This window comes from Neobacillus sp. BP17 (assembly GCF_059579525.1).
In genome coordinates this window covers 12501-38437 of the sequence record NZ_CM184198.1, presented here as the reverse complement: position 1 = coordinate 38437, position 25937 = coordinate 12501, and the positions used below count along the sequence as shown (strand labels likewise).

The 25937-nt window shown below is 43.5% G+C and carries 19 protein-coding genes, 3 tRNA genes, 5 rRNA genes, 1 other RNA gene and 1 other annotated feature (1 of these 29 only partly in view); of the genes, 4 read left to right on the top strand and 24 right to left on the bottom strand.

Translation table 11 applies throughout. The annotated features are described in order from the left end of the window. From AC4QJR_RS00190 to tadA, 18 genes are all read right to left on the bottom strand, one after another. A complete protein-coding gene (locus AC4QJR_RS00190) occupies positions 1-828 on the bottom strand; it encodes a PSP1 domain-containing protein (RefSeq protein ID WP_098576747.1) in 828 nt (275 codons plus the stop codon). After that, complete coding sequence (gene holB / locus AC4QJR_RS00185) at positions 821-1828, bottom strand: DNA polymerase III subunit delta' (RefSeq protein WP_098576790.1); 1008 nt, start codon at positions 1826-1828, stop codon at positions 821-823. Before holB ends, AC4QJR_RS00190 begins: the two co-directional genes overlap by 8 nt. A 47-nt stretch (positions 1829-1875) precedes the next feature. Further along, a complete protein-coding gene (gene darA, locus AC4QJR_RS00180; RefSeq protein ID WP_026565487.1) occupies positions 1876-2205 on the bottom strand; it encodes a cyclic di-AMP receptor DarA in 330 nt (109 codons plus the stop codon). Positions 2206-2310: 105 nt separating this feature from the next. Then, positions 2311-2946 (bottom strand): dTMP kinase, encoded by a 636-nt coding sequence (gene tmk / locus AC4QJR_RS00175; RefSeq protein ID WP_098576746.1) that lies wholly within the window; start codon positions 2944-2946, stop codon positions 2311-2313. 33 nt (positions 2947-2979) lie between these two features. Then, complete coding sequence (locus AC4QJR_RS00170) at positions 2980-4419, bottom strand: aminotransferase class I/II-fold pyridoxal phosphate-dependent enzyme (RefSeq protein WP_496524948.1); 1440 nt, start codon at positions 4417-4419, stop codon at positions 2980-2982. 93 nt (positions 4420-4512) lie between these two features. Continuing rightward, the gene (locus AC4QJR_RS00165; protein WP_098576744.1) at positions 4513-4731 is read right to left on the bottom strand and encodes a sigma factor G inhibitor Gin; all 219 of its coding nucleotides are present in this window, start codon (positions 4729-4731) and stop codon (positions 4513-4515) included. Between the two features lie 206 nt (positions 4732-4937). Further along, positions 4938-5054 (bottom strand): 5S ribosomal RNA (gene rrf / locus AC4QJR_RS00160). Positions 5055-5134: 80 nt separating this feature from the next. Further along, positions 5135-8070: ribosomal RNA gene (locus tag AC4QJR_RS00155) — 23S ribosomal RNA — on the bottom strand. Positions 8071-8211: 141 nt separating this feature from the next. Next, positions 8212-8287, bottom strand: a tRNA-Ala gene (locus AC4QJR_RS00150). Positions 8288-8305: 18 nt separating this feature from the next. After that, positions 8306-8382, bottom strand: a tRNA-Ile gene (locus tag AC4QJR_RS00145). A 102-nt stretch (positions 8383-8484) separates the two neighbouring features. Further along, positions 8485-10022, bottom strand: a 16S ribosomal RNA gene (locus tag AC4QJR_RS00140). The 16S, 23S and 5S rRNA genes sit together here with 2 tRNA genes alongside, the layout of an rRNA operon. Positions 10023-10324: 302 nt before the next feature. Further along, on the bottom strand, positions 10325-10588 hold the full coding sequence (locus AC4QJR_RS00135; RefSeq protein ID WP_098573014.1) for a pro-sigmaK processing inhibitor BofA family protein: 264 nt from the start codon (positions 10586-10588) through the stop codon (positions 10325-10327). A gap of 85 nt (positions 10589-10673) precedes the next feature. After that, complete coding sequence (locus AC4QJR_RS00130; protein ID WP_026565814.1) at positions 10674-10895, bottom strand: YaaL family protein; 222 nt, start codon at positions 10893-10895, stop codon at positions 10674-10676. A gap of 21 nt (positions 10896-10916) precedes the next feature. Further along, a complete protein-coding gene (gene recR, locus AC4QJR_RS00125; protein ID WP_496524947.1) occupies positions 10917-11513 on the bottom strand; it encodes a recombination mediator RecR in 597 nt (198 codons plus the stop codon). A gap of 17 nt (positions 11514-11530) precedes the next feature. Then, on the bottom strand, positions 11531-11854 hold the full coding sequence (locus AC4QJR_RS00120) for a YbaB/EbfC family nucleoid-associated protein (RefSeq protein ID WP_373561683.1): 324 nt from the start codon (positions 11852-11854) through the stop codon (positions 11531-11533). 28 nt (positions 11855-11882) lie between these two features. Then, positions 11883-13571 (bottom strand): DNA polymerase III subunit gamma/tau, encoded by a 1689-nt coding sequence (gene dnaX / locus AC4QJR_RS00115; RefSeq protein ID WP_496524946.1) that lies wholly within the window; start codon positions 13569-13571, stop codon positions 11883-11885. A gap of 137 nt (positions 13572-13708) precedes the next feature. Continuing rightward, positions 13709-13973: signal recognition particle sRNA large type (ffs, locus tag AC4QJR_RS00110), an RNA gene on the bottom strand. Between the two features lie 76 nt (positions 13974-14049). Further along, entirely contained in the window at positions 14050-14571 is a 522-nt protein-coding gene (gene tadA / locus AC4QJR_RS00105; RefSeq protein WP_496524945.1) for a tRNA adenosine(34) deaminase TadA, read from the bottom strand. A gap of 148 nt (positions 14572-14719) precedes the next feature. Here tadA and AC4QJR_RS00100 point away from each other — a divergent pair, with 148 nt between their 5' ends. From AC4QJR_RS00100 to AC4QJR_RS00090, 3 genes are all read left to right on the top strand, one after another. Next, positions 14720-16006 (top strand): LysM peptidoglycan-binding domain-containing protein, encoded by a 1287-nt coding sequence (locus tag AC4QJR_RS00100; RefSeq protein WP_496524944.1) that lies wholly within the window; start codon positions 14720-14722, stop codon positions 16004-16006. A 199-nt stretch (positions 16007-16205) separates the two neighbouring features. Further along, positions 16206-16847: a deoxynucleoside kinase gene (locus AC4QJR_RS00095; RefSeq protein ID WP_496524943.1), complete on the top strand. Its 642-nt coding sequence runs from the start codon at positions 16206-16208 to the stop codon at positions 16845-16847. A gap of 35 nt (positions 16848-16882) precedes the next feature. Next, on the top strand, positions 16883-17578 hold the full coding sequence (locus AC4QJR_RS00090; protein WP_496524942.1) for a deoxynucleoside kinase: 696 nt from the start codon (positions 16883-16885) through the stop codon (positions 17576-17578). 297 nt (positions 17579-17875) lie between these two features. Here the strand turns inward: AC4QJR_RS00090 and AC4QJR_RS00085 are convergent. The 4 genes from AC4QJR_RS00085 to guaB form a co-directional block, all read right to left on the bottom strand. Beyond that, positions 17876-17968 (bottom strand) — tRNA-Ser (locus AC4QJR_RS00085). 273 nt (positions 17969-18241) lie between these two features. Beyond that, the gene (gene serS, locus AC4QJR_RS00080; protein WP_496524941.1) at positions 18242-19522 is read right to left on the bottom strand and encodes a serine--tRNA ligase; all 1281 of its coding nucleotides are present in this window, start codon (positions 19520-19522) and stop codon (positions 18242-18244) included. Positions 19523-19615: 93 nt separating this feature from the next. Next, positions 19616-19839, bottom strand: a binding site (T-box leader). Positions 19840-19939: 100 nt separating this feature from the next. Further along, complete coding sequence (locus tag AC4QJR_RS00075; RefSeq protein ID WP_375377739.1) at positions 19940-21316, bottom strand: D-alanyl-D-alanine carboxypeptidase family protein; 1377 nt, start codon at positions 21314-21316, stop codon at positions 19940-19942. 141 nt (positions 21317-21457) lie between these two features. Beyond that, positions 21458-22921: an IMP dehydrogenase gene (guaB, locus tag AC4QJR_RS00070; protein WP_375377738.1), complete on the bottom strand. Its 1464-nt coding sequence runs from the start codon at positions 22919-22921 to the stop codon at positions 21458-21460. A 107-nt stretch (positions 22922-23028) separates the two neighbouring features. On the opposite strand from guaB, the gene AC4QJR_RS00065 reads away from it, so the two are divergent. Next, on the top strand, positions 23029-23979 hold the full coding sequence (locus tag AC4QJR_RS00065; protein ID WP_496524940.1) for a YaaC family protein: 951 nt from the start codon (positions 23029-23031) through the stop codon (positions 23977-23979). Positions 23980-24077: 98 nt separating this feature from the next. Here the strand turns inward: AC4QJR_RS00065 and rrf (AC4QJR_RS00060) are convergent. After that, positions 24078-24194, bottom strand: a 5S ribosomal RNA gene (gene rrf / locus AC4QJR_RS00060). 78 nt (positions 24195-24272) lie between these two features. After that, positions 24273-25937, bottom strand: a 23S ribosomal RNA gene (locus tag AC4QJR_RS00055); it runs 1271 nt beyond the window's last position.

The window sequence follows — 25937 nt, the reverse complement described above, 5'->3', positions numbered from 1 at the left end:
TTAATCTGTGGATTGTATAGAAAAGGCACCTTCTTTATTGATTTCCTCCAAGGTATACTCCAGAACACGTTCCTGTTCCTTTAGTTCCACCTGTAGTACCCGCTCTAATATATTTAATCCTACTACTTTTCCTTTACCTTGCGGTGTTTCAATGATTTCCCCTAAATCCGGCAGCAATGCTTTTGCAGATTCATATTCATCATTTTCATATTTTAAACAGCACATTAATCTGCCGCATAATCCGGATATTTTTGTAGGATTTAATGACAGGTTTTGGTCCTTTGCCATTTTGATCGAAACAGGATCGAAATCCCCTAAGAAGGTGGAACAGCATAACATTCTGCCACATGGACCAATACCGCCAAGCATTTTCGCTTCATCCCGAACACCAATCTGGCGTAATTCAATTCTCGTCCGGAAGATAGCTGCTAAATCCTTTACAAGCTCACGGAAATCAACTCTTCCATCAGCAGTAAAATAGAAAATCACTTTGTTTCGATCAAATGTATATTCAACATCAACTAGTTTCATATCCAGCTGATGCTCATTCACTTTTTCATTACAAACCTCATAAGCTTCTTTGGCGGCTTGCTTATTCTCTTCAACGATCATCTTATCCTTCGGGTCGGCAATTCTAACCACTTTTTTGAGTGGAAGGACAACATCATGCTCCTCAACCTGTTTGCGAGCAATTACTGCTTTGCCATATTCCACTCCACGAACTGTCTCGACAATGACAAAGTCGTCTTTTTCAATGGAGAGTTCTCCTGGATCAAAATAATAGATTTTCCCCGCTTTTTTAAAGCGTACTCCTACAACATCATACAAATGAAGATCCCTCCTGCAATTTTAACACAAGCTGTTCCATCATCAGCTGAGGATTCATATTCCTCTCCAGCTTCCTCTTTGCATCAAGGATAGCTGACATTTGATCCGATATGCGCCGTCCAGATGTATGCAGGGCAAATTGTCGCAGCCGTTCACTTTCCTCTCGAAAAACAATTTGCTCCTGCCTATCTAATTGTATATATAGTAAATCCTTAAAAATAAGAAGTAAAAGGTCTAAACCACGATGTATCTGTTCTTTCTCTTTAAAGTGTGAGAACCAGTCAGCCTGAAGCGTTACCATTGCCTCTAGCGGATTTTTTTTCAACACCTCATATAATTTTACCACTATTTTTTGGGCTTGTGCAAACCATTCATCGACATTTAAATTTTGGGCTTCTTCCAAACTGTTGGTCAATTGTGCTAACAATGGGGCCTTTTGCGGTTCTACGCCGTTTTCCACCAATTGTTTAATCATCACTTGTGGTGATAAGGGATGAAATGTAAGTATTTGGCACCTCGAAAGGATGGTTGGTAATATTTTTTGCGGCTGTTCTGTTAAGAGAAAGGCAACCGTCCCGGGATTAGGTTCCTCTAAGAATTTTAGTAAACTATTGGACGCACTAACACTCATTTTATCGGCATGGACAAGTAAATAAACCTTTTTCAGAGATTCTAATCCCTTTTTAGAAAACTCTACCTGTAGGTTTCTAATTTGGTCAACCTTAATGGATAACCCCTCTGGTTCGACAATATGTACGTCGGGATGGTTCCCATGGTTGATGCGCCGGCAATTGCTGCATTCCTCGCATGGCCGGTACTGATCAATGATTGCTTCGCAAAATAGCGATTTTGTCAGTAACAACGCGATTTCTCGCTTCCCGGTCCCTCTGATGCCCTCAAGAAGGTATGCATGGGCCACTCGATTTTTCACTAAACTGTTTTTTAGCATTTTTAACACAGTTGGCTGAAGCTCTTCTAGTTGCTCCCATGATTTTCCCAAGTTCATCACTCACTAACCTTATTATAATAACGGATCTATTGTTTATTTTAAAAATGCATGTATTGTTCGATTGGCAGGACGAATACGGTGGCTCCGCCTACTTCCACTTCTACTGGATAAGGAACATAGGAGTCAGCGTTCCCGCCCATGGGCGATACTGGGGCAACTAATTGCTCTCTAGCCCTGCAGTTATCCTTAATAATCTGGAGGGCCCGGTCCACGCGGATATCCTCTGTACCAATCATAAAGGTCGTATTACCTGACTTAAGAAATCCACCTGTACTAGCTAATTTGGTTGCTCTAAAATTATTATCTACTAGTGCCTTTGATAATCGATTACTATCCTGGTCCTGTACGACAGCTATGATCATTTTCATCCGAACCACCCTCTCCTTTTATTACTAGTTTCGTTTCTTATATTATAACAGGTAACAGAGCTCCTTACATTCGTAATGACAGATTCTTTAGGATAAAAAAAAGCCCTACAGTGAAGGCTTCCTTGTTGTTAGTGTTTCTTCAATGACCTTTATCGTTTGCTGAAAAACTTCTTCCACCGTACCCGAAGCATCAATGCATCGTATTCTCTCTGGAAAACGGTCAATTAATAGATGATATCCTTCACTTACCTTTTTATGGAACTCCAAGTTTTCCAAATCTAAACGATTGATTTCCCGGCCTTTATTCTTATTGATCCGCTGCAGACCCAACTCTGGCTCGATATCAAAGTAGATAGTTAACTCTGGCATCAAATTTTTAATGGCAAATTGATTGATCGCAAACACCTCATCAATCCCTAATCCGCGTGCATGACCTTGATATGCTAAAGAACTGTCAACGAACCGGTCGCACAAAACGATTCTCCCTTCATCTAGTGCCGGTTTTACCTTTTCTATTAAATGCTGTCTTCTAGCAGCAGCATAGAGTAACGCTTCCGTCCGAGGGTCCATGGCCGTATTCTCTTTTGCTAATATGACCGTTCGAATCTGTTCTGCGATATCAATACCACCTGGTTCACGGGTAAGAAGGACATCCCCAAGCTGATTTGCTACCATATCAATAATCGTAGACTTACCTGCACCATCCGGTCCCTCAAATGTAATAAATAATCCATTGTTCATTTATATAATCCTCCAAAACTGTATCTTGCTCTTTTAAGCTGTGCAATAAATCTTTATGTAACCTTCTTTTAACGAAGATTCTCCTTGAAACCTTGCCCCGGTTTGTATTAGGAGGCTAAGCTGACTGAGCCTTTCTTTTGTGACTCTTTCTCCCTTTAATAGCAAAGGGATACCTGGCGGGTATGGAATAATGGTTTCGGCACATACCTCTCCTAGCGCTTTAGTTATTGGTAGTTCCTTTATCTCTAAATTCTCCATTTCTTTAAAGGGAATGGCTAAAGTGGAGATTTTCTGCCTGACTGTTTCAAATATCTCATGAGGAGTATGTACTGGCAAGCCAGCCAGTACCTTTTTTATTTTCAAAAGTGTTTCTTCAAAAGGGAACCTTTGCCCCTCTTTAAGTAAAGGTAAAATAAGGAGCACATTATTCGGGTCAGCTAATTCTGTAAAAATCGCTGCCTCTTCCAGCCTCCGTTGAAGTTCAAATCCATTTAAATGGCACCGGGACTGAATCGTTATTTTTAGAGGGTCGCCGCTCTCGTTAGGATAGTCAAGCACCCTAATGGCCGGAATTTTCACCAACTCGTCCCTAAAACGTCTAATTTCCGTTAAAAGAAAGGTTACATCTTCATGCATATAGGCACTTAAATAATTCCTGGCCAAATCCAGAGATGCCATAATTGGATAGGACGGGCTGCTTGATTGGAACATAGCGAGGTATTCCTCCAGCTTATTGCGATTAACTAAATCACTATTAATATGTAAGTAGGAGCCCATTGTCATTGCTGGGAGAATCTTATGCGCGGATTGAACCACAATATCTGCACCTAATTGAAGAGCGGAAGACGGGAAGGGATCGCCAAGGATGAAATGCGGCCCGTGAGCCTCATCCACTAGTACCAAGATATTGTGCCGATGCGCTTCATCTATTATTTCTTGTAATGCATATCCCAAACCATAGTAGTTGGGATAGGTCAGAATGAGTGCCTTCGCATCAGGATATAGACTGATAGATTCTTTGACTGTTTCTAAACTGATTCCAGAGGGAATTTTCCACTCTTGGTTATATTCAGGCTCTAGAAAAATAGGATTGGCCTTCGCCAAACTTAGACCATTCAGAACAGACTTATGACAATTCCTTTGGACGAGAACTTTTGCCCCTTCCTCACATGCTGCCATAATCATTGCTAGATTTCCGACAGTTGAACCATTCACAAGAAAATAACTTCTTCTCGTCTGATAGAGGTCCGCTAATAGCACTTCTGCCTCTAGAATCGCCCCTTCGGGTGAGTGCAAGTCATCTAATCCCGATAATTCAGTCGCATCTATTTCTAGGATATTCTGAAAATAGCGGTGAGCTTTGGGTTGAAGCACTTCCCCATATTTATGTCCAGGAACATGAAAGGAAACTGGTCTTTTATTTATGTGTTGACTCAAAGCATCATATAATGGTGTTTTTGATTGATTATTCATTCATTTACTTCCTTCTTAGTGTCTAATTTATTCTAACAAAAAAACGATCCCCTTTCTCATTTGACTTAAAAAAAATAAGCCCATAATGGACTTTTATGAAAAAATTTCTGGCGTGGTTATTTTTTTCAGCTGTTTAAGAAAATATTTATATTTTGGATCCTTTGTATCTGTTTGTATTAAATCATTTTCACATTCTGTACAAATAAATGAAGTATATAGATGTATGCCTTTTGGTTTTAAATTCTCACATATAACACACATTTCCTGATGATATTTCTGTGCTAAAAATGAACTCAATCCCTCCACCTCCATACATCCATTCTGCCCGGAAAATTTTAATTGTATGCAATTTTTCGAATAATCTTTTCGCGCCATCTTAATTAATATAGTATGTAACAGTTCACGATTGGGTGTATGTCTATTCGTAATTTCTTTAAAAACACTTCGTACTTTTTACTATTGTTATTGTCCTTATTAAGAAAACACAAAAAACAACCTTTTCAGGTTGTCTTTGATATGCCTGGCAACGTCCTACTCTCACAGGGACGCGTGTCCCAACTACCATCGGCGCTGAGAAGCTTAACTTCCGTGTTCGGTATGGGAACGGGTGTGACCTTCTCGCCATTGCTGCCAGACTATTTTGTTTGAGGCTTCATTCCCTCAAAACTAGATAATGCTGAAGAAGTTTTTGTAAACTCAGAGTTCACCCTAAAATATGGTTAAGTCCTCGAACGATTAGTATCAGTCAGCTCCACATGTTACCACGCTTCCACCTCTGACCTATCAACCTGATCATCTTTCAGGGTTCTTACTAGCTTGCGCTATGGGAAATCTCATCTTGAGGGGGGCTTCATGCTTAGATGCTTTCAGCACTTATCCCGTCCGCACATAGCTACCCAGCGATGCTCTTGGCAGAACAACTGGTACACCAGCGGTGCGTCCATCCCGGTCCTCTCGTACTAAGGACAGCTCCTCTCAAATTTCCTGCGCCCACGACGGATAGGGACCGAACTGTCTCACGACGTTCTGAACCCAGCTCGCGTACCGCTTTAATGGGCGAACAGCCCAACCCTTGGGACCGACTACAGCCCCAGGATGCGATGAGCCGACATCGAGGTGCCAAACCTCCCCGTCGATGTGGACTCTTGGGGGAGATAAGCCTGTTATCCCCGGGGTAGCTTTTATCCGTTGAGCGATGGCCCTTCCATGCGGAACCACCGGATCACTAAGCCCGACTTTCGTCCCTGCTCGACTTGTAGGTCTCGCAGTCAAGCTCCCTTGTGCCTTTACACTCTGCGAATGATTTCCAACCATTCTGAGGGAACCTTTGGGCGCCTCCGTTACTTTTTAGGAGGCGACCGCCCCAGTCAAACTGCCCACCTGACACTGTCTCCCACCCCGATCAGGGGTGCGGGTTAGAATTTCAATACAGCCAGGGTAGTATCCCACCGACGCCTCCACGCAAGCTAGCGCTCACGTATCTCAGGCTCCTACCTATCCTGTACAAGCTGTACCAAAATTCAATATCAGGCTACAGTAAAGCTCCACGGGGTCTTTCCGTCCTGTCGCGGGTAACCTGCATCTTCACAGGTACTATAATTTCACCGAGTCTCTCGTTGAGACAGTGCCCAGATCGTTACGCCTTTCGTGCGGGTCGGAACTTACCCGACAAGGAATTTCGCTACCTTAGGACCGTTATAGTTACGGCCGCCGTTTACTGGGGCTTCGATTCAGAGCTTCGCGTGAGCTAACCCCTCCTCTTAACCTTCCAGCACCGGGCAGGCGTCAGCCCCTATACTTCGCCTTGCGGCTTCGCAGAGACCTGTGTTTTTGCTAAACAGTCGCCTGGGCCTATTCACTGCGGCTCTTCGAGGCTATTCACCTCAAAAAGCACCCCTTCTCCCGAAGTTACGGGGTCATTTTGCCGAGTTCCTTAACGAGAGTTCTCTCGCTCACCTTAGGATTCTCTCCTCGCCTACCTGTGTCGGTTTGCGGTACGGGCACCTTTTATCTCGCTAGAGGCTTTTCTTGGCAGTGTGGAATCAGGAACTTCGGTACTAAATTTCCCTCGCTGTCACAGCTCAGCCTATGTGAGAGGCGGATTTGCCTACCTCTCAGCCTAACTGCTTAGACGCGCATATCCAACAGCGCGCTTACCCTATCCTCCTGCGTCCCCCCATTGCTCAAACGATAAAGAGGTGGTACAGGAATATCAACCTGTTATCCATCGCCTACGCCTTTCGGCCTCGGCTTAGGTCCCGACTAACCCTGAGCGGACGAGCCTTCCTCAGGAAACCTTAGGCATTCGGTGGATGAGATTCTCACTCATCTTTCGCTACTCATACCGGCATTCTCACTTCTAAGCGCTCCACCAGTCCTTACGGTCTAGCTTCAACGCCCTTAGAACGCTCTCCTACCACTGACACCAACGGTGTCAATCCACAGCTTCGGTGATACGTTTAGCCCCGGTACATTTTCGGCGCAGAGTCACTCGACCAGTGAGCTATTACGCACTCTTTAAATGGTGGCTGCTTCTAAGCCAACATCCTGGTTGTCTAAGCAACTCCACATCCTTTTCCACTTAACGTATACTTTGGGACCTTAGCTGGTGGTCTGGGCTGTTTCCCTTTTGACTACGGATCTTATCACTCGCAGTCTGACTCCCACGGATAAGTCTTTGGCATTCGGAGTTTGTCTGAATTCGGTAACCCGATGAGGGCCCCTAGTCCAAACAGTGCTCTACCTCCAAGACTCTTACTACGTGAGGCTAGCCCTAAAGCTATTTCGGAGAGAACCAGCTATCTCCAAGTTCGATTGGAATTTCTCCGCTACCCACACCTCATCCCCGCACTTTTCAACGTGCGTGGGTTCGGGCCTCCATCCAGTGTTACCTGGACTTCACCCTGGACATGGGTAGATCACCTGGTTTCGGGTCTACGACCACATACTCAATTCGCCCTATTCAGACTCGCTTTCGCTGCGGCTCCGTCTCTTCAACTTAACCTTGCATGGGATCGTAACTCGCCGGTTCATTCTACAAAAGGCACGCCATCACCCATGAACGGGCTCTGACTACTTGTAGGCACACGGTTTCAGGAACTATTTCACTCCCCTTCCGGGGTGCTTTTCACCTTTCCCTCACGGTACTGGTTCACTATCGGTCACTAGGGAGTATTTAGCCTTGGGAGATGGTCCTCCCTGCTTCCGACCGGATTTCACGTGTCCGGCCGTACTCAGGATCCACTCAGGAGGGAACGAAGTTTCGACTACAGGGTTTTTACCTTCTCTGACGGACCTTTCCAGGTCGCTTCATCTACCTCGTTCCTTTGTAACTCCATGTTGAGTGTCCTACAACCCCAAGAGGCAAGCCTCTTGGTTTGGGCTATGTCCCGTTTCGCTCGCCGCTACTCAGGGAATCGCGTTTGCTTTCTCTTCCTCCGGGTACTTAGATGTTTCAGTTCCCCGGGTATGCCTTCCATACCCTATGTATTCAGGTAAAGATACTGTTCCATTACGAACAGTGGGTTCCCCCATTCGGAAATCTCCGGATCAAAGCTTACTTACAGCTCCCCGAAGCATATCGGTGTTAGTCCCGTCCTTCATCGGCTCCTAGTGCCAAGGCATTCACCGTGCGCCCTTTCTAACTTAACCTAAAAGGTTTATAACTCTTACTCACATAAGAGAGAAAATCTAAAATGGCGATTACTCGATGTTTACTTTGCTTCTTCATTACGATTATCTAGTTTTCAAAGAACGAATGAGTTGAAAGTTATTTGCTTTCACAAAAAACTTTGGTGGAGTCTAGGGGGATCGAACCCCTGACCTCCTGCGTGCAAAGCAGGCGCTCTCCCAGCTGAGCTAAGACCCCATTATGAAAGTGAAAGTATGGTGGGCCTAAATGGACTCGAACCATCGACCTCACGCTTATCAGGCGTGCGCTCTAACCAGCTGAGCTATAGGCCCCCACTTCAAAAATATGAGAGAGATTGCACTCTCAAAACTAAACAAACAAAAATCGCAAACAAACTATTTTGTCTGGCTCACATGTCCAGCTTATATCCTTAGAAAGGAGGTGATCCAGCCGCACCTTCCGATACGGCTACCTTGTTACGACTTCACCCCAATCATCTGTCCCACCTTAGGCGGCTGGCTCCTTACGGTTACCCCACCGACTTCGGGTGTTACAAACTCTCGTGGTGTGACGGGCGGTGTGTACAAGGCCCGGGAACGTATTCACCGCGGCATGCTGATCCGCGATTACTAGCGATTCCGGCTTCATGCAGGCGAGTTGCAGCCTGCAATCCGAACTGAGAATGGTTTTATGGGATTGGCTAAACCTCGCGGTCTTGCAGCCCTTTGTACCATCCATTGTAGCACGTGTGTAGCCCAGGTCATAAGGGGCATGATGATTTGACGTCATCCCCACCTTCCTCCGGTTTGTCACCGGCAGTCACCTTAGAGTGCCCAACTAAATGCTGGCAACTAAGATCAAGGGTTGCGCTCGTTGCGGGACTTAACCCAACATCTCACGACACGAGCTGACGACAACCATGCACCACCTGTCACTCTGTCCCCCGAAGGGGAAAATCCTATCTCTAGGAGTGTCAGAGGATGTCAAGACCTGGTAAGGTTCTTCGCGTTGCTTCGAATTAAACCACATGCTCCACCGCTTGTGCGGGCCCCCGTCAATTCCTTTGAGTTTCAGCCTTGCGGCCGTACTCCCCAGGCGGAGTGCTTAATGCGTTAGCTGCAGCACTAAAGGGCGGAAACCCTCTAACACTTAGCACTCATCGTTTACGGCGTGGACTACCAGGGTATCTAATCCTGTTTGCTCCCCACGCTTTCGCGCCTCAGCGTCAGTTACAGACCAGAAAGCCGCCTTCGCCACTGGTGTTCCTCCACATCTCTACGCATTTCACCGCTACACGTGGAATTCCGCTTTCCTCTTCTGCACTCAAGTCCCCCAGTTTCCAATGACCCTCCACGGTTGAGCCGTGGGCTTTCACATCAGACTTAAAGGACCGCCTGCGCGCGCTTTACGCCCAATAATTCCGGACAACGCTTGCCACCTACGTATTACCGCGGCTGCTGGCACGTAGTTAGCCGTGGCTTTCTGGTTAGGTACCGTCAAGGTACCGGCAGTTACTCCGGTACTTGTTCTTCCCTAACAACAGAGCTTTACGACCCGAAGGCCTTCATCGCTCACGCGGCGTTGCTCCATCAGACTTTCGTCCATTGTGGAAGATTCCCTACTGCTGCCTCCCGTAGGAGTCTGGGCCGTGTCTCAGTCCCAGTGTGGCCGATCACCCTCTCAGGTCGGCTACGCATCGTCGCCTTGGTGAGCCGTTACCTCACCAACTAGCTAATGCGCCGCGGGCCCATCTGTAAGTGTCAGCCGAAACCGACTTTCAGCTTTTCCTCATGAGAGGAAAAGGATTATCCGGTATTAGCACCGGTTTCCCGGTGTTATCCCAGTCTTACAGGCAGGTTGCCCACGTGTTACTCACCCGTCCGCCGCTAGACTCCGAAGAGTCTCGCTCGACTTGCATGTATTAGGCACGCCGCCAGCGTTCGTCCTGAGCCAGGATCAAACTCTCCAAGAAAGTTGATTAGCTCATTTGTTACGTTGGCTTAGCTTCTTAAAGGAAGCTAAAATTTATTGTTTGTTTACACGATTTTGTTTGTTTAGTTTTCAAAGAACAATTTCTCCGCCGCCCAAAAGCGACTTTATTATCTTACCAAGTTATCAACCAGAAGTCAACAACTTTTTTCTTTCGTTTTGCATCGCCTCAGTGACGACTTTTCATATATTACAGCATATAAAAGCATTGGTCAATACTTTTTTTGAAATTGATTTTTATATTTTTTCAAAAAGAAAAACCGCTTTTTTTCAGCGGTTTTCGATCTAGAGTACCCAATGTTGAATAGCAGCTAATGCAATCAGACCCGGTATTCCTAAAAAGCCTGAGATGGCGGAGGTGGCCACATTAATCGGTACATGTATACCATAACGGTTTCCTGCTGCATTTAGGAAGAATAAAAATAGCGCCCCAATGACTAACTTGATTGCGGCTTGACCAACAAATCGAGCAGGCTTAAAGGGAGCTCCCGTAAATAATAGGATAATCACTAAACCGCCTAGGATAGATATTACGATAATTGGTTCCAAAAAAGCTATCCCCCTTCTTAAGTCATTTTATTTACAACTTATGTACAAGCTGCCAAGAATAGACCTAAAAAAGGAAATAGCTTATTTATGATTTTATTAAATTCACGTTCCGCTGCTTTGCCTCTCTTAAGAGAAAGATATATTTTGCCTCAGCTATTTTCGTTTGACAAATTACTTCGTCAGAAGGATCGAAACTTTTCTCTAACAGCAGTTTTTCTTGCTGCCAATGCTCTTTAAATCGATTCAACTGCACTAAAAGCTTTTCATTATACTCTTTACGAAGCCGCCCTTTACGCTGAAAAAACATCATTGATTCCTCCGCGTCTTCTTAAAATTCTCTTCGGCCCTCAATCGCTTTGGATAAAGTAACCTCATCTGCATATTCGAGATCCCCGCCGACTGGAAGTCCATGAGCAATCCTTGTGGTTTTAATTCCCGATGGTTTTAACAAACGGGAAATGTACATGGCTGTTGCTTCCCCCTCGATATTAGGGTTTGTCGCTAAGATTACTTCAATTATATTTTCATCTTGAAGACGCTTTAGGAGGCTTGGAATATTAATATCCTCTGGTCCGATCCCATCCATAGGGGAAATGGCCCCATGAAGGACATGGTATAATCCATTGAATTCCTTCATTTTTTCCATCGCAATCACATCTTTTGGATCTTGGACGACACAGATGATACTCTTATCGCGGCGCGCGTCTTCACAAATGTAGCAAGGGTCTTGATCTGTGATATGACCGCAGACAGAACAATACGTTAAATTCCGTTTGGCGTTAACAAGTGCTTTAGCAAAATCAAGCACCGTATCTTCTTTCATACTTAAGACGAAAAAAGCCAGACGACCGGCCGTTTTAGGACCGATACCTGGCAGCTTCATAAAGCTGTCAATCAGCTTTGAAATTGGTTCTGGATAATGCATCTTTGGCTATTCCTCTCCTAAAAAGGAAGGTTCATTCCTTTTGTAAATTGCCCCATCGTACTGTTTGTTAACTCTTCTGCTTTTTTAAGAGCATCGTTTGTAGCAGCTAAAACAAGGTCTTGAAGCATTTCTACATCATCTGGATCAACAGCCTCAGGTTTAATAATTACATCAACTACTTCCTTATGTCCTGTAACAATCACAGTAACCATGCCACCGCCAGCAGTTCCTTCAATCTTTTTTTCACCTAATTCTTCTTGTGCCTCTGCCATTTTCTTTTGCATCTTTTGCATTTGTTTCATCATATTTTGCATATTTCCCATTCCGCCACCACGCATCATTGTTCATCTACCTCCAATTAGTTAGTTATTAATCAATAATCTCCACAAATTCTTCGCCAAATATTTTTTTCGCCTCGGCAATATGTGGTTCTTCTTCCTTTGGTACTTCACTGGTTTCTCCTTCAGCACCTTCATGACTATTCAAAAAGCTTTCGCGAATTGGCAGCCACTGGTCTTCCGGAACACCTAAGATTGTAAATCGTTTGCCTGTTAATTTATATAAAGCGGCGATCACTGCATCCAGAAAATCTGTTCGACTCATCGCCATCTGGCAAATCATTTCATGCTTAAATTTTATGATAAAAGCAGCTGCTGATGCGGCGATAGGCTCGGCATCGTTCAATAGGGCAGCTTGTGATTTTAACAGACTTGCACGCAATTCTGCCCAATTCGATTTAATCAGATTCAAATCGCTTTTTGTTGCCTGCTTTAATACTTCATTTATTTTTCCGACCGCCGGCTGGAATGCCTTTTTCGCCGATCTTTGGGCTGGCTTTTGTGTTTGCTGCACTGCCTCTTGCGGAGAAGCTGTTACACCATTCGCTTTTAAATGCTCGAGCTCCATCTCCAATTGGCCGATTCTTGTTAACAGCTGGTCAATTTGAGCAGGCTGTGCCTGTGATGTCTGCTTTACTTCCATTTGACATAGCTTCACAATCGCCACCTCAAGAAAAATTCTTGGATGATTGGTCCAACGCATTTCTTGTTGTGTTTTATTCAAGAGATCGATCAGTTGGTAAATCTGATCTGTTGATATCGTTTCAGCAATGTTTCGAAAATCATCATCCAACATCACTCGTTCCAGCGATTCTTCAAGGTTTGGTGCCGTTTTATATAGAAGCATGTCACGATAGAACAAGATTAGATCCTCAATAAAACGCATCGGGTCTTTTCCATGAAATAAAAGCTCATCCAACGCTGCTAAGCCGTTTGCGACATCCTTTTCCCGGAATGCCAAAGCAAGTCTATTTAAAAATCCCTGCGAAACCGATCCTGTAACCGTTAATGCATCTTCAATGGCAACATGGTCCTGGCTATACGATATCGCTTGATCCAATAGACTAAGTGCATCGCGCATCCCGCCATCTGCTGCCCGAGCAATCAATTGAAGGGCACGTTCATCACAATCAATTCCAGATTCCTCGACAATTAACTTCATCCGATTGACAATTGCCCCAGCTGTAATGCGTCTAAAATCAAAGCGTTGACATCTTGAAATAATTGTTAAGGGGATTTTATGAGGTTCTGTTGTAGCTAATATAAAAATGACATGCTTAGGCGGTTCTTCCAGCGTTTTTAGCAAGGCATTAAAGGCGCTAATGGATAGCATATGCACTTCATCGATGATATAGACTTTGTAATTCACAGCTGTCGGTGCAAATCTTACCTTATCTAGGACGTCCCGCATTTCCTCCACACGTGAGTTCGAAGCCGCATCAAATTCTAATACATCTGAAATCGTTCCATCGGTGATTCCACGGCAGGCTGCACACTCATTACAAGGTTCGGAAACAGGTGATCTCTCACAGTTAATTGCTTTTGCTAATATTTTAGCTGCACTTGTTTTCCCTGTTCCTCTCGGGCCGGAAAAAAGATACGCATGTGATATCTTTTGCTGAAGCAGGGCGTTTTGCAATGTCTTGGTTACATGTTCTTGTCCTACTACATCGAGAAATGTTTGAGGACGCCAAACACGATATAAAGCTTGATACGCCAATTGACACACGCCCCCTTCAAAATTTTCATTCCCTTTTATTATACCTTAATCATTTTGCTTTTTACAAAATGAATCTATTTAATGTGCAAAAAAACTCATCCCAAGTCTGAGATGAGTTAATTTATGTAATATAACTGCCGTGCACCTTCCGTCGACTAACGCCCATAAGCGTTACTTAAGCAGTTAGCTCGGCCCAGGCCACCCTGCGGCACATGGGAGCGTCCACTTAATGCTGCTTCCTTCCGGACCTGACATGGTTCATGGATTCCCATTGCGCAGGACCCGGGCGTCAACACCACTTACTTAAGGCAGACCCTACAGGTCGTTAGCCTCGGGAAGGGATTCAGTCCCGCTAGAGCGGATTGCGGGTACAGGGCACCGCTACCTCCCCACCTAGCACGGCAAAGTTGATACCAAAGTTTAATGCGTCACTATGACGCTTTCTTAGTATACAAATATTTTCGTAAAAAAGCAATCTTTATTCATTGTCATTTTTTGTAAGGTTGTCTTCCTTCATTCTCTTTGCTAACTTTTTTCGCTCTCTTATTTTTCGAAAAAAGTCGGAGAGCAGCTGTCCGCACTCTCTTTCCAAAACACCACTAGTAACGTCACTTTGATGATTAAAGCGGTTATCTTCTAATAGGTTCATCAGTGTCCCCGCACAACCGGCCTTAGGGTCAGCCGCACCATATACCACCCTTTTCACTCGAGATAAAATAATTGCTCCTGCACACATTGGACATGGCTCCAATGTGACATATAATGTAGATTCCTCAAGACGCCATGTACCTGTCTCTCTACAGGCTTGATCAATCGCGATTAGCTCAGCGTGTGCAATAGCAGTTTGGTCGGTCTCCCGTAAATTGTGGGCCCGAGCGACTATTTTTCCGTCCATGACGAGCACTGCACCAATCGGTACCTCATCTATCGCTTCAGCCCTTTTGGCTTCCTTCATCGCTTCCTTCATAAAATATTCATCAATTGACTGATCTCCTGTCATGCTAATTCCCCTTTACTGTTCCCTTGGTCCCATTATTACCAAATTGGAGTTTTAATTGCTTCAGATGAAATTTATAAGCATTATATCATTTATCAGTTTCCTCGCTCATAAAATAGTTGCAACGCATATTTGCTTAGGAGGGGTTAGGATGCAAATCCATGTGGTAAGAGGTAATGAAACCTTAACAACGATTGCAAGGACTTATCAAACAACCGTCCAGGACATAGTAGAGGCTAACGATTTACCAAATCCAAATAATCTTGTGATTGGACAGTCGCTTGTCATTCCAATCATTGGGCAATTTTATTTCGTGCAGCCAGGCGATACTTTATTCACCATCTCAAGAAAGTTCGGCGTCCCTTACCAAGAGCTTGCCTCTATCAACCGAATCAACCCGAATCAGCCGCTTAATATAGGTTTTCGTCTCTACATTCCCCAAGGCAAAAAAAGAGATGCTGAATTTAACGCCTACGTTGAACCCCGCGGCACTACCGTAGCCCCAGTCTTAGAAACCAGCGCCCGCGAGGCAGCACCCTATCTGACCTATTTGGCTCCCTTTAGCTTTCAAGCCCGCCGTGATGGGACACTAAAAGAACCGCTGTTGAACAACTTTCCTGCTATCGCCAGGGCCAACCGCAATGTGTTAATGATGGTAATAACCAACCAAGAAAATGATCAATTCAGTGACGAACTCGGAAGAATTTTATTAAATGATATGGCCATTCAAGATAAATTTCTAAATAATATTGTTTCTACTGCTAATAAATATGGATTCCGTGATATTCATTTTGATTTTGAGTTTTTACGTCCGGCCGACCGTGAGGCCTATAATCGCTTTTTACGTAAGGCAAAACATCTATTCGGCAGTAAAGGCTGGCTCATGTCAACCGCACTGGCGCCAAAGACCAGTGCCTCTCAGAAAGGGAAATGGTATGAAGCACATGACTATAAGGCACACGGAGAAATCGTTGACTTTGTCGTGATTATGACTTATGAATGGGGATATAGCGGTGGCCCCGCAATGGCTGTGTCACCCATCGATCAAGTAAGAAGAGTGTTGGAATACGCTGTTACAGATATCCCGGCAAGAAAGATTATGATGGGGCAAAACTTGTACGGCTATGATTGGACACTTCCCTTCGTGCAAGGAACGGTTGCCAAGGCAGTGAGTCCACAGCAGGCCATACAGCTCGCCGCAAGGCACAATGTCCCGATTCAATATGACATCAAGGCGCAGGCACCACATTTTAGATATACAGAAGCGGGCAAACAGCATGAGGTTTGGTTTGAGGACGCCCGCTCGATTCAAGCCAAGTTTGATTTAATTAAAGAGTTAAATATTAGGGGAATGAGTTACTGGAAGCTCGGTCTTGCCTTCCCGCAAAATTGGCTGTTAATCGTCGACAACTTCAATGTCACTAAACGTGCAACCTAAATAATTTTATTTCTACAAAAACTGCCGGGATTCGGCAGTTTTTTCATATATTTGACATAAAACAACTTTCTACTAAATTTTCCTTATCCCTTCCTGAGTAAGATTATGATAAAATAAATCTTGCGTGTTTTTTGTGACTAAATAACCAGAGGATCTGGTGAAACATAGAGTGAAGGTAGCTTTCGAAGGAGGACTTGCAATGGGGGATACACCCTTTATTACCGTTGAAGGGCCGATTGGTGTTGGAAAAACATCGCTTGCAAAAGCCATTTCAGCGCAATTTAAATTTGCATTACTTAAAGAGATTGTTGATGAAAATCCATTTCTAGGGAAATTCTATGAAAATATTGAAGAATGGAGTTTTCAAACGGAAATGTTTTTCCTCTGCAATCGTTTTAAGCAATTAGGGGATATCAATACCCATTACTTAACTCAAAATCAATCCGTTGTAGCGGATTATCATATCTTTAAAAATTTAATATTTGCAAAGCGTTCCTTAAATGCAGATGAGTATCAAAAATATGATAAAATTTATCAAATTCTAACCGAAGATATGCCGAAGCCTAATGTTATTATTTATTTGAATGCCAGCCTCGATACACTTCTAAAACGAATTAAAATAAGAGGGCGTGAAGTGGAAAAGAATATCAGCCCCTTATATTTAGAACAGTTATCACTCGATTATGAAGAATCAATGACGCTCTTTGAAAAGGAACATCCAGAAATACCCGTTCTTCGCTTTAGCGGAGACGAATTGGATTTTGTCAAAAATGAACAAGATTTAAACCATATTTTTGAACAATTATCCTTAGCATTAAAAAAAAGCATCTGGATAAAGTGAAACTCAAAAAAACATTATAGATCAGGGGGATGTTAGTGAGTATCGTTATTGGTGGTATGATTGGTCTCGGTAAAACAAGTGTGGCAGACACATTGAATGCACACTTTCAAAATAAGGGAATTGAGAGTAAGGTGTTTTATGAAACGGTGGATGATAACCCGATTCTCCCGCTCTATTATGAACTGACACCTGAAGAATTAGATGCCAAAAGGATCCCTTTCCTGCTTCAATTATTCTTTTTGAATAAACGTTTTAAAACCGTTAAGGAATGCGTTAGCTGGAGAGAGCCTATTTATACAATTCAAGACCGTTCCATTTATGAAGATTGGTATTTTGCCTATGTGAATAAATCGTTAGGCAGGATTTCTGATTTGGAATTTAAAATATATGAAGAATTAGTGGAAAACATGCTGGAAGAACTGAATGAACTTCCAAAAAAGGCACCAGATTTAATGGTGTACTTAAAAGGGTCATTTGATACAGTGATTGACCGGATTATGGCCCGCGGCCGAAGCTTTGAAATAAATCCTGAACTGAAGGAATATTACTTCGAAGTGTGGAAGGGTTATGATGAGTGGGTGATGAACCAGTACTCAGCAAGTGAAGTATTAGTGATTGATATGGATACAACAGACGTTGTCAAAAGTGCAGAAGATGCCACTAGAATTTGCCTTGAAGTGGAAGAAAAGTTGAAAGAAATTCTAAATATAAGAAAAGCGCATATTGGATAATCCAATATGTGCTTTTTTATTTATAGGATTGATGCGATGGAGAAACTTCTGAATTTTGCTAGACCGGACCCTCTTCATTTACCGTTTAGCCTATTTTTTTCCTTCACCCGGGAAATGGAGATACTCTTCTTTTCCGCTTAGCACCCTTTTTCCTTCAGCAATCTTCTAACCATAGGCAAATATCCAGCTATTGCTCTCAGTTTAACAGTGCAGCTAAAAATGTCCATAAAAAAAGTCCGTTACATATGATGTAACGAACCTTTATCTCCAGTTTTTATGCGCGATTAGTAAATATTATGGAGGAGGAAGAGGGATTCGAACCCCCGCGCGGTATGACCCGCCTGTCGGTTTTCAAGACCGATCCCTTCAGCCAAACTTGGGTATTCCTCCGTATCAACAGAATCTAATTTACCATATTCATTTTTCTATGTCAACATACTAAATCAAAAAACTGGACAAATTTTTATCTGTCCAGTTTTTTTCTATGTTACAAATGCCTGTTGATTTCCACTCCAGGCACTTCGCTTTCCGCGGGCGGTCCGGGGAGCCTCCTCGTCGCTGCGCTCCTGCGGGGTCTCCCCTGCCCCGTCCTCCCGCAGGAGTCTTCGTGCCTTCCGCTCCAATCAACAGGGTGCCAACTATATGCTTTAACTTAGACTAAAATTACATTGGTGATATGACTTCACGGTTGCCCATATATGGACGCAGTACGGTTGGAATCACGACACTGCCATCGGCTTGTTGGTAATTCTCTAAGATGGCGGCGACCGTACGGCCAATCGCAAGGCCAGAACCATTGAGGGTGTGAACGTGCTCCGGCTTTGCCTTTGGTTCGCGGCGGAAACGAATGTTTGCCCGTCTTGCCTGGAAGGCTTCGAAGTTACTGCAAGAAGAAATTTCGCGATACGTTCCATAGCTTGGAATCCAAACTTCAATATCATACTTCTTCGCAGCGGTAAAGCCGAGGTCACCCGTGCACATGCTTAGCACACGGTATGGCAGCTCAAGTAATTGTAATACCTTTTCTGCATCTCGTGTCAGCTTTTCAAGCTCATCGTAAGAATCCTCAGGCTTAACAAACTTCACAAGTTCTACCTTATTAAATTGATGCTGACGAATCAAACCGCGTGTATCACGGCCCGCAGAGCCAGCCTCAGAACGGAAACATGCACTGTAAGCAGCAAAGCGGATCGGCAGGGCTTCAGCACTTAATATTTCATCGCGATGAAGATTAGTTACAGGAACTTCAGCTGTCGGAATCAAGAAGTAATCTTCGTTTTCAATCAAAAACGCATCTTCTTCAAACTTAGGAAGCTGGCCTGTTCCAGTCATACTCGCCCGGTTGACTAAATACGGCGGCAATATTTCTGTATAGCCATGCTCATCGACATGAAGATCTAACATAAAGCTCATTAACGCACGCTCTAAACGAGCACCTAGTCCTTTATAAAAGACAAAGCGGCTACCTGTTACCTTCCCGGCTCTTTCAAAATCAAGAATTCCTAGTTGATCGGCAACGTCCCAATGCGGTTTGGCTTCAAATTCAAACTCGCGCACCTTGCCCCATTGTCGTATTTCGATATTATCATCCTCAGTTTCGCCCACTGGAACACTTTCATGCGGGATATTCGGGATGCTCAACATCAAAAGTTCTAATGACTCTTCTACTACACGTAATTCATCATCAAACGTTTTAATCTTGTCACCCACCTCGCGCATTTCCTTGATCAAATGGTCAGCATCCTGCTTTTCTCGCTTTAAAGATGCAACCTGCTGTGATACCTCATTGCGGCGGCTTTTTAATTTTTCTGTTTCGACAATCAATTCGCGTCTTCTTTGGTCTAGTTCTTCAAATTGATCGAGAGCAGATAAATCTTCCCCCCGCTTTTGAAGTTTTTCTTTTACTTCTGCAAAATCAGCTCGTAACACTTTAATATCTAACATAAATATGGCACTCCTTTTTACTCATTTTATTATTTTAGACCATGCCGTGCGGTTCGCATTACCACATAAAAAACAAAAAACTCCCGCCCCTAAAACAGGGACGAGAGTTACTCGCGATACCACCCTGGTTGACAGAATAAACTGTCCACCTCAAAAAACGTTAACGGTTTCTACCGAAAGTACTTACTGATCTCAGGATGAGATGTTCCGCACCTTGCTCGAGGAGGGATTCACAAGTTTCATCCACCGGTTCACACCAGCCACCGGCTCTCTTGTAGAATGAGTCTCTTGTTACTAGTTCCTCTCATTGCTTTGATCATTATTTATGATTTTGTATTTATTAATTTACTATATATATTATCCAAAAGCAACCAATTTAAACAAATTGTTTTTGCTTAGCTTTCGTTAAAATATAAATTAAAACCATCCCTTAACAGTAGAGGAAATCCCATGAAAAACATCTCCAAAAAAGTTACCAATGCCTTTCATCATTAACACAAACCAGTTTGATTTTTCTACATCTTGTGCAGCGATCACATCAACCTTAATCGATTGTTGACCCTCTGAAGTTAAGAAACTAACCTTTTCACCATTTTTTGGTGCGATGGTTACATAACCAACTTTTTCACCCTTCTTAATTGGTGCTGTTAGCTTACCATCTTTCGTCAATTTCTTTTTATCAAGGACTAAGACTGGTTTGTAGTCTTGCTTGCTGCCATTTGGAATCATCATGCTAATGGCTGATTTTGTATAGATTTTAACCTGGTCTTCTTTTCCTTTTGTAACAGGAACCGTTTTTTGACCTTTTACTTGGTAATGCTTAGGAGTAATTTCTTCCTTTGCATAATTTGTAAAAGCATAATCTAGCATTTTTTTCGTTTCACCGAAACGCGCTTTATAACCATCATTTTTTCCGCTATCATCTTTTGCATTTTGGACAACGGTAATAAATCGTTTTCCATCTCTGCTCGCTGTCCCTGTAAAGCAGTATCCTGCAAAATCAGTTGTACCGGTTTTGAGCCCATCCATACCTTCATATCCATATACTAATGTTGGCAGCATCCAGTTCCAGTTTTGCATTACAATTCTATCATCTGTACCTTCACGAAATACCTTTTTAGGCGTGCTTGCTGTTTTTAGAACATCTGGATAATCATTAATGAGATGATAGGCTAATGTAGCCACGTCGCGAGGAGACATCACATTTTCTTCTTCAGCACCAGTTCCTTCTGGTTGCTCACCATTATAATCCTTATTATTTAAGCCAGTAGAATTCACAAATTTACTATTTTTCAATCCAAGTTTCTTTGCTTTTTCATTCATCAACTTGACAAAATTCGTTTCCGAACCGGCAATGACTTCAGCAAGTGCAATGGTTGTCCCATTAGCAGAATAAATAGCCATCGCTTCATATAATTCTCGAACATTATATTTTTCACCAAGGCGTAAAGGGACATTCGATAAACCCGTTGGCTGTGAAATCTTATAAACTAGTTCACTTACCGTATATTCCTGATCCCATTTGACCTTACCGTGCTTCACGGCATCTAGTAAAAGATACTCCGTCATCATCTTTGTCATACTGGCAATCCCTAATGGACTGTCAGCATTCTTTGCATATAAAACCTTACCTGTTTGTCCATCAACTAAAATAGCTCCGTCTGCATTCACATTTAATGCTGCATCCGCCTTCGCTATATCAACACCAGCAAATAGTCCAAAAAATAAAATAAGTGCCAGCGCACTGGCCATACATTTCTGATAAAAATGTTTGTTCACTTTAACGCCCTCCATGAATTTATACACCTTGGTTATTTTAACATAAGTCAATAGCAAATCATAGACGGAGCTATGAACCATCTTATGGCTATTTTTTTCAGTTTCTAGGTATTTTTACATAAAAAACAGAGAAGTCATCGCTTCTCTGTCTTGTTGTTATAGAGAGTAATTCGGAGCCTCTTTTGTGATTTGAACATCATGTGGATGACTCTCTCTTAATCCCGCACCTGTCATTTTAATAAATTGTGCTTTTGTTCTTAATTCCTCTAGATCTTTGGTTCCGCAATAACCCATTCCGGATCTGAGTCCGCCGATAAGTTGATATACAGTCTCTGCTAAAGGCCCTTTATAAGGAATCCGTCCTTCAATTCCTTCTGGTACGAACTTTTTATTATCTTCTTGGAAATAACGGTCTTTTGATCCTTTTTCCATCGCAGCCACTGAACCCATCCCGCGATACACTTTAAAGCGGCGTCCTTGGAAAATTTCTGTCTCTCCTGGACTCTCGGTTACCCCCGCTAATAAGCTGCCCAGCATAACGGCATATCCGCCTGCTGCAAGAGCTTTGACGATATCCCCAGAGTATTTGATGCCGCCATCGGCAATGATTGTCTTGCCATGCTTCATCGCTTCTCCTGCACAATCATAAACGGCTGTAATTTGTGGAACACCTACACCGGCAACGACCCTTGTTGTACAGATCGAACCAGGTCCAATTCCTACTTTGACCACATCGGCACCAGCTTCTATTAAGGCTTTGGTTCCTTCAGCTGTTGCCACGTTCCCAGCAATAATCGTGAGATTTGGATGAGCAGCTCTAATTTCCTTTACCATATCGAGGACACCTTTGGAATGTCCATGGGCTGTATCAAGCACAATTACATCGACATTGGCTTTTACAAGAGCTTCTACTCGTTTCATCGTATCGCTCGTTACTCCAACCGCAGCTCCAGCCAATAAACGTCCTTGACTGTCTTTCGCAGAGTTTGGAAATTCAATCACCTTTTCGATATCCTTAATTGTGATTAATCCTTTTAACTCACCCTGCTCATTAACAAGCGGTAGTTTTTCTATCTTGTAACGCTGCAGAATTTTCTCTGCCTCTTTTAATGTCGTTCCAACTGGGGCCGTCACAAGATTCTCCTTAGTCATAACGTCGGAAATTTTAAATGAATAATCTTGGATAAAGCGAAGATCCCTATTGGTGATAATCCCGATAAGCTTTTGTTCCTCTAAGTTATTAACAATTGGTACGCCGGAAATACGATATTTTCCCATTAAATGCTCCGCATCATACACTTGATGCTCAGGAGTTAGGAAAAATGGATCAGTAATAACTCCGCTTTCTGATCTCTTTACCTTCTCCACTTGCTCTGCTTGCTGCTCAATCGTCATATTCTTATGAATAATCCCTAAGCCGCCTTGCCGAGCCATTGATATGGCCATTTCAGATTCTGTTACTGTGTCCATCCCAGCACTTATGATAGGAATATTTAGCTTTACACTTGGCGATAGTTCTACTTGCAGATTTACATCTCTAGGCAATACTTCTGATTTACCAGGAATTAATAAAACATCATCAAACGTTAAACCTTCTTTTACAAACTTACTTTCCCACATTTTTCAGGCCCCCAGGAAAAAAAATATTATTTGTAGGTTATCAATTGGATAAAATACTGTCAAGGAATAAATATTAGTCTGATTCTTCTGAAAAAGGTGATATAGTCTTGGGTATTCAATATAAAGATTGGAAAAGCTTCTCTTGTTTCTTTTCGGCAGAATATTGCCAGCAATTTTTAAAAAGTTGTTATCAAAAACGGAATATCGAGAATCCAGAGCAAAAAAGCTATGAAAACTGTTATCCATTTTTATATTATCTGGAACATGGGCAAATTTATTATCAACAAGCCAGCAGTTCTCCACTTATTATTAAACCAATTTTACTTTTTTATGGTCTTGTCCATTTAATTAAGGCATGTATATTAACAATAGATCCTGCTTATCCCGAAACAACGGCTGTTTTGGCTCATGGTGTCTCAACAAGGAAAAGAAAGAAACAAAATTATCAATTCTTCCAGGATGAAGTGAAACTTCAAAAAAATGGACTTTTCCCCTTCATCTCTGAAAAATTGTTTCACATGAAACAATTGGAAGGGGAAAAAGTCATAATGGAGGAATTACTTAAGCTTATACCAGAGCTTGATGAATTATTCTTTTTACTTGAGGGGAAAAGGACATTCATTAAGGTAGAGTCCGACCATCAACAATTTCATGTGCCCGAAACCATCTTAGATCAATTCCATATGACTGAAAATCGGTTTAAGGAATTCTTGGCCTCCAAGTTTGAAAAGGGTGTGGAGTTTTCTGAGGAAGGCTTGTCTTTTCGGGTGAACCCGGCATCCTCTGTTGGAAGCTCGCCTTTGAAGTTTCATTTCGAGGAAAATTATTATGCGCTGCCCCTGAACAAGGACCATTATTTTAATTTTCCTGAGCTGCTCATTCATTATTTATTACTTTACAATTTAAGTATGATTGCTCGATATGAAACAGAGTGGTGGAGTGAGTTGACAAAAATGATGCCAAACCAGGATTATCCATTCATTTGCTCATTTCTGGATGTCACGTTACAAAAGGGGCCATACTTGGTTTATCAGTATTTAATGGAAAAATCAAATTGACAATTTTTAGTTACCGTGGAAGGATTCTTCATCCTCTTCGGTAACTTATTTATTTTCACACGCAAAAAAAAACAACCTTTTCAGGTTGTCTTTGCTATGCCTGGCAACGTCCTACTCTCACAGGGACGCGTGTCCCAACTACCATCGGCGCTGAGAAGCTTAACTTCCGTGTTCGGTATGGGAACGGGTGTGACCTTCTCGCCATTGCTGCCAGACTATAAAATTTGAGGCTTCATTCCCTCAAAACTAGATAATGTAGAAGAAGTTTGTAAACTCAGAGTTCACCTTAAAATTAGGATAAGTCCTCGAACGATTAGTATCAGTCAGCTCCACATGTTACCACGCTTCCACCTCTGACCTATCAACCTGATCATCTTTCAGGGTTCTTACTAGCTTGCGCTATGGGAAATCTCATCTTGAGGGGGGCTTCATGCTTAGATGCTTTCAGCACTTATCCCGTCCGCACATAGCTACCCAGCGATGCTCTTGGCAGAACAACTGGTACACCAGCGGTGCGTCCATCCCGGTCCTCTCGTACTAAGGACAGCTCCTCTCAAATTTCCTGCGCCCACGACGGATAGGGACCGAACTGTCTCACGACGTTCTGAACCCAGCTCGCGTACCGCTTTAATGGGCGAACAGCCCAACCCTTGGGACCGACTACAGCCCCAGGATGCGATGAGCCGACATCGAGGTGCCAAACCTCCCCGTCGATGTGGACTCTTGGGGGAGATAAGCCTGTTATCCCCGGGGTAGCTTTTATCCGTTGAGCGATGGCCCTTCCATGCGGAACCACCGGATCACTAAGCCCGACTTTCGTCCCTGCTCGACTTGTAGGTCTCGCAGTCAAGCTCCCTTGTGCCTTTACACTCTGCGAATGATTTCCAACCATTCTGAGGGAACCTTTGGGCGCCTCCGTTACTTTTTAGGAGGCGACCGCCCCAGTCAAACTGCCCACCTGACACTGTCTCCCACCCCGATCAGGGGTGCGGGTTAGAATTTCAATACAGCCAGGGTAGTATCCCACCGACGCCTCCACGCAAGCTAGCGCTCACGTATCTCAGGCTCCTACCTATCCTGTACAAGCTGTACCAAAATTCAATATCAGGCTACAGTAAAGCTCCACGGGGTCTTTCCGTCCTGTCGCGGGTAACCTGCATCTTCACAGGTACTATAATTTCACCGAGTCTCTCGTTGAGACAGTGCCCAGATCGTTACGCCTTTCGTGCGGGTCGGAACTTACCCGACAAGGAATTTCGCTACCTTAGGACCGTTATAGTTACGGCCGCCGTTTACTGGGGCTTCGATTCAGAGCCTCGCGTGAGCTAACCCCTCCTCTTAACCTTCCAGCACCGGGCAGGCGTCAGCCCCTATACTTCGCCTTGCGGCTTCGCAGAGACCTGTGTTTTTGCTAAACAGTCGCCTGGGCCTATTCACTGCGGCTCTTCGAGGCTATTCACCTCAAAAAGCACCCCTTCTCCCGAAGTTACGGGGTCATTTTGCCGAGTTCCTTAACGAGAGTTCTCTCGCTCACCTTAGGATTCTCTCCTCGCCTACCTGTGTCGGTTTGCGGTACGGGCACCTTTTATCTCGCTAGAGGCTTTTCTTGGCAGTGTGGAATCAGGAACTTCGGTACTAAATTTCCCTCGCTATCACAGCTCAGCCTTATATGAGAGGCGGATTTGCCTGCCTCTCAGCCTAACTGCTTAGACGCGCATATCCAACAGCGCGCTTACCCTATCCTCCTGCGTCCCCCCATTGCTCAAACGATAAAGAGGTGGTACAGGAATATCAACCTGTTATCCATCGCCTACGCCTTTCGGCCTCGGCTTAGGTCCCGACTAACCCTGAGCGGACGAGCCTTCCTCAGGAAACCTTAGGCATTCGGTGGATGAGATTCTCACTCATCTTTCGCTACTCATACCGGCATTCTCACTTCTAAGCGCTCCACCAGTCCT